Source organism: Psychroserpens ponticola, assembly GCF_023556315.2.
GTDB lineage: Bacteria > Bacteroidota > Bacteroidia > Flavobacteriales > Flavobacteriaceae > Psychroserpens > Psychroserpens ponticola.
On the sequence record NZ_CP116221.1, the window covers coordinates 1,929,372 to 1,946,615 of the forward strand.

General features: G+C 30.1%; 15 protein-coding genes. All 15 read left to right on the forward strand.

The annotated features are described in order from the left end of the window. Window positions 1–58: 58 nt before the first annotated feature. The 15 genes from MUN68_RS08600 to pafA all read left to right on the forward strand — a co-directional run bounded on the left by MUN68_RS08600 (window position 59) and on the right by pafA (window position 17,172). Window positions 59–1,006, forward strand: coding sequence for a Kelch repeat-containing protein (locus MUN68_RS08600; protein WP_249997268.1), 948 nt, complete (start codon window positions 59–61; stop codon window positions 1,004–1,006). Between the two features lie 666 nt (window positions 1,007–1,672). Beyond that, complete coding sequence (locus tag MUN68_RS08605; protein WP_249997269.1) at window positions 1,673–2,707, forward strand: hypothetical protein; 1,035 nt, start codon at window positions 1,673–1,675, stop codon at window positions 2,705–2,707. A gap of 155 nt (window positions 2,708–2,862) precedes the next feature. Continuing rightward, complete coding sequence (locus tag MUN68_RS08610) at window positions 2,863–3,930, forward strand: DUF3800 domain-containing protein (RefSeq protein WP_249997270.1); 1,068 nt, start codon at window positions 2,863–2,865, stop codon at window positions 3,928–3,930. A 146-nt stretch (window positions 3,931–4,076) separates the two neighbouring features. Next, the gene (locus MUN68_RS08615) at window positions 4,077–4,706 is read left to right on the forward strand and encodes a hypothetical protein (protein WP_249997271.1); all 630 of its coding nucleotides are present in this window, start codon (window positions 4,077–4,079) and stop codon (window positions 4,704–4,706) included. A 157-nt stretch (window positions 4,707–4,863) separates the two neighbouring features. Then, window positions 4,864–5,376: a hypothetical protein gene (locus tag MUN68_RS08620; RefSeq protein WP_249997272.1), complete on the forward strand. Its 513-nt coding sequence runs from the start codon at window positions 4,864–4,866 to the stop codon at window positions 5,374–5,376. 1,367 nt (window positions 5,377–6,743) lie between these two features. Further along, on the forward strand, window positions 6,744–7,232 hold the full coding sequence (locus tag MUN68_RS08625; protein WP_249997273.1) for a hypothetical protein: 489 nt from the start codon (window positions 6,744–6,746) through the stop codon (window positions 7,230–7,232). A 284-nt stretch (window positions 7,233–7,516) separates the two neighbouring features. Continuing rightward, window positions 7,517–7,939 carry a lipocalin-like domain-containing protein gene (locus tag MUN68_RS08630; protein ID WP_249997274.1) on the forward strand — a complete coding sequence of 141 codons (423 nt, stop codon included), beginning with the start codon at window positions 7,517–7,519 and terminating at the stop codon, window positions 7,937–7,939. A 463-nt stretch (window positions 7,940–8,402) separates the two neighbouring features. Further along, window positions 8,403–9,029: a hypothetical protein gene (locus tag MUN68_RS08635; protein ID WP_249997275.1), complete on the forward strand. Its 627-nt coding sequence runs from the start codon at window positions 8,403–8,405 to the stop codon at window positions 9,027–9,029. A 175-nt stretch (window positions 9,030–9,204) separates the two neighbouring features. Further along, the gene (locus MUN68_RS08640; RefSeq protein WP_249997276.1) at window positions 9,205–9,951 is read left to right on the forward strand and encodes a DUF6090 family protein; all 747 of its coding nucleotides are present in this window, start codon (window positions 9,205–9,207) and stop codon (window positions 9,949–9,951) included. 664 nt (window positions 9,952–10,615) lie between these two features. Then, window positions 10,616–11,173, forward strand: coding sequence for a hypothetical protein (locus tag MUN68_RS08645; protein ID WP_272792450.1), 558 nt, complete (start codon window positions 10,616–10,618; stop codon window positions 11,171–11,173). 703 nt (window positions 11,174–11,876) lie between these two features. Next, entirely contained in the window at window positions 11,877–12,431 is a 555-nt protein-coding gene (locus tag MUN68_RS08650; protein WP_272792451.1) for a hypothetical protein, read from the forward strand. Window positions 12,432–12,587: 156 nt separating this feature from the next. Then, a complete protein-coding gene (locus tag MUN68_RS08655; protein WP_249997578.1) occupies window positions 12,588–13,325 on the forward strand; it encodes an abortive infection system antitoxin AbiGi family protein in 738 nt (245 codons plus the stop codon). 1,412 nt (window positions 13,326–14,737) lie between these two features. Beyond that, window positions 14,738–14,980 (forward strand): hypothetical protein, encoded by a 243-nt coding sequence (locus MUN68_RS08660; RefSeq protein WP_249997542.1) that lies wholly within the window; start codon window positions 14,738–14,740, stop codon window positions 14,978–14,980. Next, entirely contained in the window at window positions 14,971–15,288 is a 318-nt protein-coding gene (locus MUN68_RS08665; protein ID WP_249997540.1) for a type II toxin-antitoxin system RelE/ParE family toxin, read from the forward strand. Before MUN68_RS08660 ends, MUN68_RS08665 begins: the two co-directional genes overlap by 10 nt. Before the next feature lie 201 nt (window positions 15,289–15,489). Next, entirely contained in the window at window positions 15,490–17,172 is a 1,683-nt protein-coding gene (gene pafA, locus MUN68_RS08670; protein WP_249997538.1) for an alkaline phosphatase PafA, read from the forward strand. Window positions 17,173–17,244 lie beyond the last annotated feature (72 nt).

Sequence of the window (17,244 nt, forward strand, 5' to 3'; positions counted from 1 at the left end):
AAATAATAAAAAGGTTTTTATATAGTTTAAAGTAAAATTTCTAAACCATCCAGATATTATGAAAAACTTATTAGCAGTTTTATTAGTTACAATTTCTCTGAGTTCTTGTTCTTCCGATAATGAATTGTCAAATTTAAATATAACATCTTTAGACTTTACCGAAATTTTGACATTCCAAGTTGATACTTTGGAATTAGATTTGGCAAGTAGCTCAAGTGAAAACTCTTTTTTTATTACTTATTCAGCTGACAATGGATTAAATGAAAGTGTTTTGAAATATAATTTAACAACATTAACTCAAAACGATTTAACTCATCCCGATGTTGCAGAAAGTAGACAAATTGAAATAATCAATGGTTCAATTTATTCTGTTTCGTCAAATGATATTTATAAATATGATTTGAATTTAAATAACATAACTACTGTAGATAATGGCTTTACCCAATTGAGATATCTAAGAACTACTTCATTCAATGATGAATTACTAATTTTTGCTGGAAATGACAAAATTATAAGTTATGATACTAGTTTAGATACATTTGATTTCGATGTTTCATCAATGCCGTATGGCTATAGAGATCAAAATGATGGAGAAATTTATAACAGTAAAATTCACATATTTGGAGGTAGAGAATGTGATTCGTTTGAAGATTTCATGAATCAACAATGTAATAGTTTCAACGAAATAAATATATACGACTTTGTAACTGACACTTGGACTCAAGAAACAACACCTTATCAAATACATGAATCCTTTACTGATTTATACAATGATAAAATTATAGTTTCAGGAAATAAAAATTCAAACCAGACAAACTCATTTATCGCTGAATATGACACATTGACAAATTCTTTTTCTGATATCCTTTCTAATTTAGACATGTCAAATATTACAATAAGAGGAATAACAATTCTCAATAATGATGTTTATTTAGCTTATGCAGACTTAATTACTCCTATGCCAAGTATTGTAACGATTAAAGTCGTTAAGGCATCTCTACTTTAATTAAAAGTACTATGCACAACAACGTGTATATTTAATTGTTGGGTTCTCGCCTACCCGGAAAATCCTACGGATTCTCCTCTGGTTCGTTTTCTTTTATTAATTTAGACCTAGCCAACACAACTAACCATACACAAAATCGTTATAAAAAATAGCTCGGAAAAAACTTCTATCCGAAACCAATCGTTAATTCTAAATGGATATTTATTGTTTTCCTCCTCTCCTTCTGATTTTTTCCGCTCTCAGATCTGATTGAATTATTGAGTAGATTCTGCTCACTCAACTTCGGATTTTAGCCTCTTTCGGAAAAATTAATAAAGCGGATTTTTACTCAATCGGGAATTAAATTTAAACGGATTTACTTACTCAAAAGCAAAATGCTACAAAGAGTTTTGAAAAAAAACACTTTTCGCTATTAAGCTGTAAAAGCAAAACTCGTTTAGCTTTTGTTCCTTTTATTAAATAACTTGACGGCAAAGCAATTCGCGTTTACTCAAATGTTTCGCTACATTTTATAACAACGTGTATAAAAAATTGCTAGATTAGTGCTTAAATAAAGGTGGTTGCTTTTTTACCAACTTCTGATTTTCCTTCGGAAAATCCTCGCTGATAAAACGCAACTTTCCATACACAAGACCGTTACCTACAAGCTAACCAAACTATAGTGAAATGAATATTTTAAACAACAAAATTGATTCTATTAGTAAAAGCTTAATATTAATTTCAATTTCTGGACTAATTCTATCCTTTATTATAGCATTTGCAAATGGAGGTGATGAATTTGCTTTTTTCCATCGCATAGGTGATTGGAGTACGACTTTGGCGCTAGCTTTATTCATTAATTGGATTTTAACAAAATTTAATATTAAGGCGTCAAAATTTGCTTACCTATTATTGATTCCTTCTATTATAAATTCATTCAATCCAGCTATTAATTCTCTAGAGAATTTAAACTTAAATTTTTACTATACTATTATCTCAATTATTTATTACTTGATTAATATTTATGTAGTTTACAAAATTTACGTTCTAATAAAAAATAAAAAAATTGATCTATTTAATGAATCAGAAAATGATATAATTGAAACTAAAAAACAAAAGACCCTTTTAGATAAAGTTATTATATCTATTGAAGAACGTGTTTCTATATCTAGCAAAAGAGTGTTTTTTAGTTTGATAGCAATGATAGTTATTGTAATAGTTGGAAGTAGTGCTTCATTTGGGACTGTAGCTTTAAATGAAGCAAATAAAATAAGAGAATTAGAAGCTGAAAGAATTAAAATGTTAACTACAACTAGACTATTAAAAAACACTAGTGATGAAAAATTAAATGAAAAATTAACCGAAATAAAGAAACTAATAGAAGACAGATATGGGAAAAACAATGACTATAAAGTACTAATAAGTAACATTGAAAAGGAATCTTATATAAGTTGGCCAGACATTGCAATGAGAATTACAATAGCTGCTTTAACTTTGTTTCTAGTGCAAATTTTCTTTCATATTTATAAATATAATCAAAGACAAGAATCAAGTTTATTAACTAAAATCGAGCTTTTTAAGTTATTCACAGATGAAAAAGCACAATTGGATGACTTAAGAAATGGATTAATTTCAAAAGTAAATTCAGAAATTGAATTTGAAAAAAGTCCTTCTAGCCCAACGGAACAGATTATAAATGTTATTGGAAAATCTAAGGAATAATTCAAAATAGCCAGTAGGTAACAACGTGTATAATTAATGGCTAGTTTTCGCTTACTTACGAAAATCCTCGCGGATTTTCTATTCAGTTTTTATTTGCTAAATTAAGTGCTTAAACACGCCACTAATCATACACAAAACCGTTACAAGTCATTTAAATGAAACACACAATATACTTTGATGAAGCAGGAAATACAGGACAAGATTTGCTTAATCAACAACAGAAAGTTTTTTCTTTAGCCTCTGTCCAGTTTAATCAAGAACAACAAGATGAATTGTCAAAAATATTTGACAATGGTGGAGAAATCCATTTTAAAAAATTAAAAAATAGTTCTACAGGGCGAAAACAAATAATTGATTTTATCAATCACGAATTAATCTGTGAACAGAATATAATTAGTTCAACTTGTCATAAGAAATTTGCTACTGTTGCACAAATTGTTGATCAACTTATTGAACCTGTTTTTTATGATAATGGAATTGATTTATATATTGATGGGAGAAATCTTATTTACACAAACTACTTGTTTTATTTAGGAGAATTAGTATGGGACAAAACGTCATTTAATAAGGTTCTGGAATCATTTATAAAAATGATGAGGCAAAAGGATGATGATTCTATCAACGCTTTTTATTCAATTGTTAATGATTTTTCTGAATCCATAGATGTGGAATTTAAAGAAACTTTTATCAACCCTATAATAGAAAGTCGAGAACAAATCGAACAAATTTTAGAATCTGTAACTAAATTTACTTTAGACGTAACATTGTCATCATTTTTAAATTTATGTGATTTATGGCACAAGAAACATAATGCAAAAATTAATATTGTTTTTGATAATTCAAAGCAAATTGAATTCTATAAAGAGTTTATTGAGTTCATGAAACAAATGAATGTTAAAACTCAAGAAGTTGGATATGGGAATAGGAAAATGGTTTTTCCAACTCAAATAGACACATTAACATTGAAAGATTCTTCAACCGAATTATCATTACAGTTTGCAGACCTAGTTGCTAGCACAATAACTTTTATGTACAGTAACGAAAATGAAAAACATAAATCATTTGTCGAAAATATTAAAAAAAGCAAATTACTTAAATTATCAAATTGTCATGTTATTTGGCCTTATCCGAATTTCAGTCCTAAAGATCTAGGAATGGAAAATTCAACAGGAAACAATCCATTAGATTTTATAGCAGATTATCAGATAAAAAACAACTTGTAACAACGTGTATAACCAATTGCTTGGTTTGTGTGTACTCGGAAATTCCTATCGGAATTTCCTATTGGTTCGGTTTCTTTTGTTAACTTAGTTCTTGCCAACGCAACAAGCCATACACAAACACGTTGTACCTAATTTAAAACCAACAAATGATAAGCATTGATGAAATCAGAAATAACTATAAAGAATATTCTGATTTCGAGATTGAAAAAATTGCTATTAATGAATCTAAGAGCTTAAGAAAAGAAGTACTTAAAGTTCTTACAGAAGAAATTGAAAAAAGAAAATTAGACGAATCCTTAATTACTTGGGTAAAAGTAGAAAATGATACTTTATCAAAATCCGAACAAGAATCTCTAATAAGAAAAATTGAAAAACTTCCATGCCCAAACTGTGGAGAAAGAAACAATACAATTGGTGGATTTGAATTTAAAAGAGTTTTATCAATCTTAATTTTTTACTCTAGCTTCATCGAAAATAGAATAATGTGTTTTGATTGTGGCAAAAGAAAAAAGAGGAACTCAATACTTATTATTTTACTTTCTGGATGGTGGTCAATTAAAGGACTTCTCTTTACTCCTTTTACTTTAATAAATGAGATTCTAAGTATATCATCTCTTGATGAGAAAAGTTCAGAAATATTAAATAGTTTTTTAGAAAAGAATACTGGTTTAATTAGACTACATGGAGATAAATCTGAAAATTTAATTGGTTTAATAGATTTACACAATAATGATTACGAAATAATAGAAACTGAAATTATTGAAGATGAACAATAAAAAACTAGGTACAACAACGTGTATAACCAATTGCTTGGTTTGTGTGTACTCGGAAAATCCTGCGGATTTTCCTAATGGCTAGTTTCTTTTTGTTAACTTAGTTCTTGCCAACGCAACAAGCCATACACAAACACGTTAGGCACAATTAAAACGAACATTGATAAAGACAAGTTACAAATCGCATCCAATTAAAGGGTTTACTCACTCAATCGGAACTAAACAGGTTTCGGAAATGTTGAGCGGAATTGAAATTTATGACGATTTATCAATTTCATTTGACAAAGAAAAAGGTCATCGAATGGGAGTTTCTGTTCCTGGTTGGAATGGAAGAACTATGAAAGGACAATCAAGAGAACTTTTAGGGTTTTGGAGAGTGATTTCTGGAACTTACTCAAAACCTTTAGACAAATGGACTATAAATTTAAAAGCGGTTGAAATAGAAAACAATAAGCGGATTAAAAAATTCCTCATAGAAATCGGAATCCCACTCTTGCGGAATTGGTTTGAATCTGAAAAACCGGAGACTTGGTATAATGGACATCGGAATTTCCTAATTGGATTAAATGAAAATCTGACTGAATATTGTACTTGGGAAACGCACAATGATAGAACAGTTAATAAGAAAACTGAATTAATTAGCACCTTAAAAAAATTGAATGAAAGTTCTTGACCAACATAACATTAGTGCGTTGAGTAAAATTATATACCAGACCAATATTATACCATCTGGTAAAAGCGATTCTTTTAGAAAATTAAGCAAAAAACTAATTCTTGACTTGCAGAATGGTTACGAATTGGAAAAAATAAAAAGAGTAATAACAAGCGAATTAATTACTACATATGGACTTTCTGTGAATGAAAATGATGTAGAGAAAATAACGGAATTAATTTACTCGTGGTATGATAAATAACTGTGCCTAACAACGTGTATAATTAATTGCTTTGGTAAGTGCTTATTTGGAAAATTCCTTCGGAATTTTCTCGCGTTCGTTTTTGTTTACTAAATTAGTTGCTTAAACACGCAACTAACCATACACAAACACGTTGTATTTAATAATGCCAGCCTTTCTGATCTTCCCAGGTTTATTGCCATCATCAAAACTTGTAGATTAAGGTCAGTACTCTAAAAGCAGTACGGAATTGACTTTCGATAGATTTTTTTCCTTGTCAAGCTTTCGATTGAAATCGTATGAGAGTTTTACTCTCAAATACGAATGAATTCGCATAAAGCTTGCCTTAAGGTATAGAATATTTTCGACAAAGTCAAGTAATTACCCAAATACTTATCATTTAAAGTGCTGAATACTTTAATACGCAACAACTTTTAATGATCGCTTTTAAAATGACGATACCATATCCCGCGATATAGTACATAATTTGAAAACCATAAACCGGATTCAGAATCTGTTATGTAGCGTCTGTCATTCCTACGTAATTATGGAGATTCCCTATGGTCATTTCCAAATTACTAAAAACAACAGCGTGTATAATTAATTACTTGTTCCTCTTATATTTGGAATATTTATTACCATAAATAAAATGGTTAGTTTCTTTTTGCTAATTTAGTAATAACAAAACGTAACTAATCATACACGTCTACGTTGCAACCAATTGCTCCAAATCCTAACTCCTATTTAAATTAAGTCAATAAATTTTAATTTTAGATCTATTGCTCACTCAAACTCTTGAAGGAGAAGCTTACTCAAACTCTATACAAAAAAAGAAAAGGTTTCTTACTCTAACGGATTTTGAGCTTGTTTGCGGAACGTTCTACTCAAACGGCTAATTCTGCTTACTCAAACTCGCTAAATGTGATTACTCCTGCTTCAACGCTCTAAGTAAAACGTGCTTACTCTACTCTGTCGCAAAAGTGATGCAACAACGTGTATAATTAATTACTGCGGAATTTCCCAAATGGAAATTCACAATAATTAATTAACTTAGCTGCTAATCGGAAAATGACTTACGCCCTTTTCCGTAACTAATCATACACAAACACGTTGTATGCAATTTAAACCGAACTGAATGCGAATTATAATGAACTTACTTCTTTTTTTAATTCTTACGTCATGTGAAAAAGAATGTAAGCTAAAACCAATAGACGAAAGTGTATTCGACTTAAATAAAATAAACAACAAATATTATCTTACTTCTGACAAAAGTGAAATTGACAGTATAACACTAATAGAAAAGATTGATTTTTATGAAAAGACTTCTTTTAAAGGTCCAATGAATTACAGAGAATGTCAACATGTCAAATCTTATATTGTGGATTTTCAAGACAAAGAAATTCAAATTCATTTAACCAAGAGAGAAAATGGTGATTATGAATTGAATCTTTTCAGCCAATGTATTTCGTCAATCGATGGTTTTAAAGTAAATCCGTCTGAATTGACAAATAATAAATTTGTTTTCGAAAGAACAAGTTGTGGACTAGGTAAATCAAATATTGAACAAATTATACTGAATGGTTACAAAATTGAATCTATAAAAACAGTTGATAAGAAAACTTGGAAATTGGAATAACAAAAACTGCATACAACAACGTGTATAACCAATTGCTTGGTTCTAGCCTACTTGGAAATTCCTACGGAATTTCCTCTGGTTCGTTTTCTTTTGTTAACTTAGTTCTCGCCAACGCAACAAGCCATACACGAACACGTTGCCAGTAATATTGCCCCATCCTGAATAAAGACTATATAATTTTAAACATTATGTATAAATATGACAAAGTAATTAGGCGTTAAAAATTGTGATGACATTATCAAACCCGTACGATGCATTATAAATAACTCTTAAGTAATTAAATTATGAAAACACTATTTAAAAGTATCTTACTGCTTTCTATCTTTCTTTTATCTTCTTGTAATAAGGATTCAAATGATGATGATGATTATGATGATGTTAGAAATAATGCCGAACTTATTATGGGTGTATGGCAAATTGAAACAAGATTAATAAATAACAACCCTCAAAATCTAGATAATTGTGAAATATTGGAAACAATATCATTTTCTGAAGACCTTATTTATGATAAGGTAACATTTTCTGGAAATTCTTGTGAAATAGAAACACAGACAACAGGTACTATAACTTATAATAATGAAGAAACTAACTTTACAGTAATTGGTCAGAATTTTGGCTTTAGAGCTTTTATACTAAATATCGATGAAAATAACTTAACCTTAGCCTACGATGAATCTGAGTTAGAAGAACGTTTTACAAAATTGTAATTTTATTTTACATTTTCTTCTAATTGAAAACTAAACTCTAATGGGTTTTTATAAAATTCATTGAAATACAAGGTTTTTTCAGAGATTTTATTCTAAGAATTAATTATTATTCAAAACAAAAATGACTCAAAGCAAATACAACTTACAAACGAAAAAAAGTTGATTATAAACTTAAAGACAATTACTCTTTTGCAGATATTGAGTTGGATTCAATACAAAGTGGAACTTATAAATAAACGGAATTCTACGTTTTTATCATAGAGAAGGTAAATTTGACATTCCATTTGATAAAATATTTGAAGTGTAATAAAAACTACTGGCAACACCGTGTATAACCAATTGCTTGGTCTGTGTGTACCCGGAAAATCCTGCGGATTTTCCTACTGGTTCGTTTTCTTTTTGCTAACTTAGTTCTCGCCAACGCAACTAGCCATACACAAAACCGTTGTACAACATTTGAGAAATGACTTCCGAAATAGAAAAAAGCAATAGAAAAATACTGTACTTTCTAAAAAAGAAATTCCCAATGGAAGTCGCAAAAGGAATTCGATTTGATTTAAGTAAATACTCAATTATTCCAAAAGGAAAATTTTTAAAAAACATCTACACTTGGAAATTAACGGAATTTGATTTTGATGCATATTTATTATCTATTCGCAACTCCTATAAAACTGAAATAATGGGAACTGCTGGAGAATCTATGGTTGAAATTGATACTGAAAGTAAACATAATGGATTGATTTTAAAAACGGAATCAAATCTTCCTGAACTCATAATTAGACCTGCTTATCTAAATGAAAAAATTGCGAATCTATTCCTGAAATTTGACAAAAAACTTAATGATAGAAAAGAATTTAACAAAAAATACATTCTAGAATCTTCATTGAGTCAAACGGAATTAGAAGAAATAATAACTAGAAATATAACAGATGAATTAGTTAAAGTCAATGAATTTAGTTTGGAATTTAAGGACAATTCAATCTTTTTAAAATTTGAAAAAGAATTTAACGAGCAAGACTCTGTTAACCTTATAAATCTAGGAAAAATAATAGAAACGGAATTAAAAAACGTTGTACAACAACGTGTATAACCAATTGCTTGGTTTGTGTGTACTCGGAAAATCCTATCGGATTTTCCTAATGGTTCGGTTTATTTTGCTAACTTAGTTCTCGCCAACGCAACTAGCCATACACAAAACCGTTGTGCTTCATTATGAGAACCGATAATCAATGATAAAATTCTTTAGAAAAATACGATACGATCTTATGGAAAAAAATAAAACTGGAAAGTATTTTAAATATGCTATTGGTGAAATTGTACTTGTGGTAATTGGAATTTTGATTGCTCTTCAAATCAATAATTGGAATGAAAACCGAAAAGCTTCAAACGAAGAAATTAAGATTTTGAATGCTCTGGATGCGGACTTTAAAGTTTCTAAAGAAAGAATAGGAAAAACTCTTGGATCTCAATCCAAGGTAATGAGCCATAGTCAAGCTCTAGCAGGAATTTATGAAAGACATAATAAAAAAGAGTATCAATATTTTGATACAAATTTAGATTCTTTAAGTCATCTTATTGCTTATAGCACTTCCTGGTATAGAGCTGAACCAGTTACAGGAGCCTACAATTCTTTGATTAGTGCTGGTAAAATTGACTTAATACAAAATGAAAATTTAAGAAATTTATTAGCCCAGTTTATTGCAGACTTTGAATCTGGTTTTGAGGACCAAGAATCTTCAATGAAATTATTAGAAAATCTTAATAATGAAACTAGTCATTTCATATTTAAAATAGCCAGCAATAAAATGAGACATTATTTAGGTTATAATTCGAGAAAAATTAATAGTCTGACCATCTCCGAGACTTTCTTTACAAATGATTCTTATTTTGGAAATCTATTTTTGAAATCTATTGATGAGTTTAACAGATTAGAAAGACAAAAACAGATGTTGGAACAAGTAAATTCTATTTTAAATATTATTAAACAAGAATTAGAAAATAAATTGAGTTGAAAATAACGAAAGCACAACAACGTGTATAATTAATTGCTCGTTTTGTGTGTACTCGGAAAATCCTGCGGATTTTCCTCTGGTTCGTTTTCTTTTACTAACTTAGTTGTAGCCAACGCAACTAACCATACACGAACACGTTGGTAACAATAGCTCCAAAATTGTAACTCTTATTCAAATTCACTTACTAAAATTGCAACTTCAGAACTATTGCCACTCTTGCTCTTAAAGTTGAAAGCTTACTCAAACTCTAAAACTCATTGTAGCGAAAAAAAGCCTGGTTTTCTTTTCGCGATTTTTTTTTGAGGTTAAGACACATTCACTAAAAAACTGTCTTGATGAAAAATTTATTTTTTTAAAAACGTTTTTAAGCTAGTTTGCGGAACTTTTCACTCATTCTCTTAAGGTTTTCTTACTCTTCTCGCTAAATGTGATTACTCCTGCTCCAACACTCTAATCTGAATGTGATTACTCTAATGTGTCGCTACAGTTGCCAACAACGTGTATAATTAATTACTGCGGAATTTCCAAACGGAAATTCACAATAATTAATTAACTTAGCTGCTAATCGGAAAATGACTAACGCCCTTTTCCGTAACTAATCATACACAAAACCGTTGCCACACATTTGAGGAAAATCATCTACATATTGTCAATCTTTCTGATTTTGAGTTGTAAAAACAAAACAACTGAAATAAGAAATTACCCAACTGACAGAGAATTACAAAAAGAAACTTTTGAACTAGTTGGACTTGACACAACCACTTTAAATTTTAGAGAAATAACCAATATAGTTAGAAGTTACAGCGAGAATAATAAAAAATTAATTGTGGAATTTGATGATGGAAAATTAAAAAAAAGAATTACACCTTACTTTTACGATGGAGGACTAATAAAATATAGAAATGTAATCCCAATAACATCTGACTCGATATTAAAAGACGGAGGATATTCAATATCAGAATTGAAACGGATTTTAAAAAAACATTATCTGAATAAAGATGAAAACTTTAGATATGCTCAGTCACCTAAAAAAGCACTTGTAGAAATCACGATAGATACGAGTAAAAACGGAAAAGAACTGAAAGAAATATTAATTAAATTGACACGCACATTTGACGAAATAAAAGAGGAAACTCATGACACATTAGAATTAAGAGTTTTCTTTGATTATTTTCGACAAATTCCGCCACCACCAAAACCATCGAAAATGGAAAAAGAATAAAAAACGTGAGGCAACAACGTGTATAACCAATTGCTTGGTTATAGCCTACCTGGAAATTCCTAACCGAATTTCCTCTGGTTCGGTTTCTTTTGTTAACTTAGTTCTTGCCAACGCAACAAGCCATACACAAACACGTTGGTAACAATAGCTCCGAAATTGTAACTCCAAGTGATACAGAGTTACTATAATTACAACTTCGGAACTATTGCCACTCTTACTCTTAAAGTTGAAAACTTACTCAAAATCTAAAACTCATTGTGGCGAAAAAAAGCCTGGTTTTCTTTTCGCGATTTTTTTTTTTTGAGGTTAAGGCACATTCACTAAAAAACTATTCTGAGAAAATTTTTATTTGAGTTTGAGAAAGCTTGCGGAAATAATCACTCAAACGTAAAAAGATGATCACTCAAATTCTTTATTTTTCGAGAGGAGCTTTAATCAAATTTGGTACAATTTTCTTTTATTAGAAAAATTTATCATACATGTATGAAAATTCACTCCTGCTCCAACACTCTAATCTGAATGTGATTACTCAGATGTGTCGCTACAGTTGCCAACAACGTGTATAACCAATTGCTCTGTTTCTGCATACTCGGAAATTCCTATCGGAATTTCCTATTGGTTCGGTTTCTTTTGTTAACTTAGTTCTCGCCAACGCAACAAGCCATACACAAAACCGTTAGCCACAAGCTGAAAACCAAACTTTATGAAAAATATTTTGCTGATAATTTCATTTGTATTCATTATTCAAGGTTGCAAAACGAAAAACGAAAAGAATAAAACGGAGCTGAATCAAACTGTAAATGAAATTACTTTTGGAGTCAAAGTAGATGCCAAAGAGGGATTTGAAAATGACATAATGCCTTGGATTTCTGTTAAAAACCCTGAATCAGAAATTGAAAGTCTAATCGGAAAAGATGAAATCGTAATAGAGAGAAAATTTGCACTTTTAAGAATTGATTATCCATTAAGCAATCCAGTTGAAATAATGATAATGTCTGATTCTTCAAAAGGATTTACTCGAAAACAATTAATTGAAGAAATCAGTAAAGCATATAATCAAATTTATAAAGAAGAAGAGGAAACGAGCATAATAAAAACAATACCTATCAACGAAAGAGAAGGTATGATTAATCGGAATAAAACTGATGGAAAATATGGAATTTGGGGACACGATATTGACGACCTTGACTTATCTGGAATTATGGTTAGGGAAATAGATAGTGGACATCTGAAATTGGAACTAAATATTGAATCATAAAAAAGCCAGTGGCTAACAACGTGTATAATTAATTACTGCGGAATTTCCCAAACGGAAATTCACAATAATTAATTAACTTAGCTGCTAATCGGAAAATGACTTACGCCCTTTTCCGTAACTAATCATACACAAAACCGTTGGCAATAATTAAACAGAATGGCAATAAGTACAAATTCAATAATTCATTACACTGATTCTTTCAAAGTATTAACATCAATCTTAAAAGAAGGGTTTCGAATTAAATACTGTGTTGAAAAATTAAAACTTGGTTCTGGTTCATCGAATGCAGCACATCCAATGATTTCATTTTGTGATATTCCCTTATCTGATTCAGAACAACATTTTGATGCCTATGGAAAGTATGGAATTGGATTATCTAAAAATTGGGCAATTAAAAACGGAGTAAATCCTGTTTTATATATAGATCACAATTCTCTTTTTGCTAAAAGTTTATTTGAACTAATTAAAGAAAGACGAAAAAAAGACACGAACTTAACAAGAAAACAAGATTTAGAAATTTTACAAATAAAAAGTTACGCAAAAAACTATTCTGGATTACTAAAAAGAAAAGATGTGAATAATCCTAATTATAAGTTTTATGATGAACGAGAATGGAGACTTGTACCTACTAAAAAAGAAATGAATAATGCTTCATTTTCATTAGATTTAAGTTTTTTCAATAAAAATAAAGAAGAAGCTAATGAAAACATCTCTGATTGTAGATTTGGATTTAATTCAAAAGATATATCATATATTATTGTAGAAAAAACATTGGAAATCCCAAAAATGATTAATTTTTTAAGAGAAGATTTTTCTGATAGATGCACAGCAAAAGAGCTCGATATTTTATTTAGTAAAATTTGCTCAACTGAACAAATTTTAGACGATTATTAAAAAACTATTGCCAACAACGTGTATAACCAATTGCTTGGTTTGTGTGTACTCGGAAATTCCTATCGGAATTTCCTATTGGTTCGGTTTCTTTTGTTAACTTAGTTCTTGCCAACGCAACTAGCCATACACAAAACCGTTAACAACAATAGTGCAAAAATTCAACAGCACTACTCTATTTGAACTATTGTTTTAAATACAAAAATCTCTAATTTCTCATTTAAGATTTTCGTTTATCATTTTTTGGAGAACTAAACGCTTTTTGGTTTGTTTTTGTTTATTAAGTTATAGCTAGAAAACTCTCAAGATAATTTCTTACTTCAATGGTAAACAGTTTATTTTTAAGATAATATGTTCGTTCATTTAAAATTGTTTTTTCGTAAATCAGCCAAATTATCGCTAGCGTTCTGTATCGTTCTAAAATCCAAAAAAGGTGTTCGTTATTATTCTTGTGGAGCAACCTAAATGCTATTATGGACGTTTCTCTTTTGCCAAATCAACGGTTTCTTGGGAGTATCAGCTAATGTTAGTTATAGCATTCTCTTTCGGTTGCTGTGAAGTATATAGCTAGTTCTGTGATTTACCAATGACTTGTGCTGCACTACAGTTGCTAACAACGTGTATAATTAATTACTGCGGAATTTCCAATCGGAAATTCACAATAATTAATTAACTTAGCTGCTAATCGGAAAATGACTTACGTCCTTTTCCGTAACTAATCATACACAAAATCGTTAACAACAATAGTGCAAAAATTCAACAGTACTACTCTATTTGAACTATTGTTATTAATACAAAAATCTCAAATTTCTCATTTAAGATTTTCGTTTATCATTTTTTGGAGAACTAAACGCTTTTATAGTCTGTTTTTGTTTATTAACTTATAGCTAGGAAACTCTCAAGATAATTTCTTACTTCAATGGTAAACAATTTATTTTTAAGATAATATCTTCGTTCATTTAAAATTGTTTTTTCGTAAGTCAGCCAAATTATCGCTTGCGTTCTGTATCGTTCTAAAATCCAAAAAAGGTGTTCGTTAGTATTCCTGTGGTGCAACCTAAATGCTATTATGGACTTTTCTCTTTTGCCAAATCAACGGTTTCTTGGGAGTATCAGCTAATGTTAGTTATAGCATTCTCTTTCGGTTGCTATGAGGTATATAGCTAGTTCAGTGATTCACCAATGACTTGTGCTGCACTACAGTTGCTAACAACGTGTATAATTAATTACTGCGGAATTTCCAATCGGAAATTCACAATAATTAATTATATTAGCTAATAATCGGAAAATGACTTACGTCCTTTTCCGTAACTAATCATACACAAGACCGTTGGCAACAAGCAGTAAAATCCGTCAATTAAAGAAAAATGACAACTGAATTGATAATTTTGTATCTTTGATAAAAAGTAAATAAAATGGATTTAGAAACCCGAAAAATATCATTCATTCAAGAGTTTTTAAGACTACAAAACGAAGAAATAGTTAGTGGACTTGAAAAATTATTGCGAAAAAGAAAAACCGAACTTGTTGAGAAAAACCTAAAACCAATGAGTATGGAGCAATACAACTCTGAAATTGACCAAGCTATGGAAGATTCCAAAAATGGAAGAATGATTAAAGCTACAGATCTAAAAGCCAAAATCCAAAAATGGGATTAGAAGTTTATTGGTTACAATTAGCGGAGGACAAACTCGATGATATTTATAGTTATTATAAATTTAAAGCAGGAAAACGCATAGCTCAAAAATTAATCAATGGAATTATAGATAGTACAATTGATTTGGAAAACCAACCTGAAATTGGTCAAGTCGAATTAAATCTATCAAATAGAAAACACGAATTTCGGTATTTAGTTTTTAAAAATTATAAAATCGTTTATTGGATAAATTTTGATTTTAAAAGAGTTGAAATTGCAAACGTTTTTGATAGTCGTCAAAGTCCTGACAAAATTCAAGAGACAAAATAAATAATGCCAATTGCCAACACCGTGTATAATTAATTTCTTGATTTTAGCCAATTTGCGAAAGTCCTCGCGGACTTTCTATCTGTATTTATTTGCTAACTTTAGTGCTTAAAACACGCAACTAATCATACACAACAACGTTAGGCGCAATGTAACAAAACAGATACCGCTTCGTCTTCAATAAACAAATCAATATTTAACATAATGAAATCCAAAAGTATAATTTCAATTTTAATACTGTATATAATTAGTTCTAATTTTTCATACGGGCAATCTGATCGTTTAAAAAAGCCCAAACTGATTATTGGGATTGTAGTAGATCAAATGAGATCTGAACAATTGTATAGGTATGCAGCAAAATATAGCGATGATGGTTTTAAAAGAATTTTACGCGATGGATTCAATTTTAAAAACACCCAATATAATTATACACCTACGGTTACAGCTGCTGGACATTCTTCAATATATACGGGCACCACACCATCTAAACATGGTGTTATAGCGAATAGTTGGTTCAATCGCTATAAAAATAGATATGTTAAAAGTGTGGAAGATACCACTGTTGTATTGATTGGTAGTCAAAATAAAAATAATGTTGGGTCTTCCCCAAAACAGCTATTAACCACTACAATTTCTGACCAGCTTCGTTTGAGTACAAATTTTAGATCGAAAGTAATAAGTGTTTCATTAAAAGACAGAGGAGCAGTATTACCTGGAGGTCATCTCGCTAACGCAGCATATTGGCATGATATTGAAACTAGTCCTGGATATTTTGTTTCTAGTTCTTACTATATGAATAAATTACCTAAATGGGTTAGTAGGTTTAATGAATTAGAAAAATCGAGTAAATATTTAGACACGGTCTGGAATACATTTTACCCAATAGAAAACTATACTGAAAGTTATGGAGATAACAACAAATATGAGCTTATTCTTGGAGAAGACAGCCCTACTTTTCCTTATGATTTTAGAAAACTTCGTGTAAAATACAAGAAAAGAAATATCGAATATTTGATGTTAGGCTTTTCACCAGCAGGAAACACATTACTTACTGAATTTGCATTAGATGCCATTAAAAATGAAAAATTAGGCATCGATAAAGACACCGATATGCTAACTATTAGCTATTCTGTAACTGATAAAGCTGGACATGTTTTTGGACCTAATTCAGTAGAAGTTGAAGATATATATATACGATTAGATCGTGAAATAAGTAAGCTTCTAAAGTATTTAGATAAGAATATTGGCAAAGGAGAGTACACGCTATTTCTTACTTCCGATCACGGAGCAATTCCTATTGCATCATATCTTAATGATATCAACATCCCAACTGGAGTAGTACGAATGGCTAAATATAAAGAACAATTAGAAAAATATTTAAACACCAAATATGGAAAAGGTTCGTGGATTCAAAATTTTGATGATGAACAATTATATTTAAATAGAGATATTATTTTAGAAAAGGGAATTCAACTAAAAAGCATACAGCAAGATGCAGTCGATTTTTTGGTAAATCTCAAAGGAATTAGTAGTGCTTTAACAGCATACCACATGCAAACTACTCAATATAATTCTGGAATGAAAAAACGCGCTCAAAATGGTTACAATCAAAAAAGATCTGGAGATGTCATCTTAACTTTTAATGCTGGTTTTGTTCAAGATGATGATTCTGAAATTGACGTATCTTTAGTAAAAGGAACCATTCATGGTTCTGGATATGGTTATGATACTCATGTACCTTTATTATGGTTTGGAAACGGGATCTCACATGGAGAATCTGTAAGACAAGTTTCACCTACAGATATCTCGTCTACCCTAACAATGATGCTGAATCTTCAATTACCAAGTGGAAATTCGGGAACCCCATTAAGAGAATTATTTAAATAATTAAAACACAGCGCCTAACAACGTGTATAACCAATTGCTTGGTTTGTGTGTACTCGGAAAATCCTATCGGAT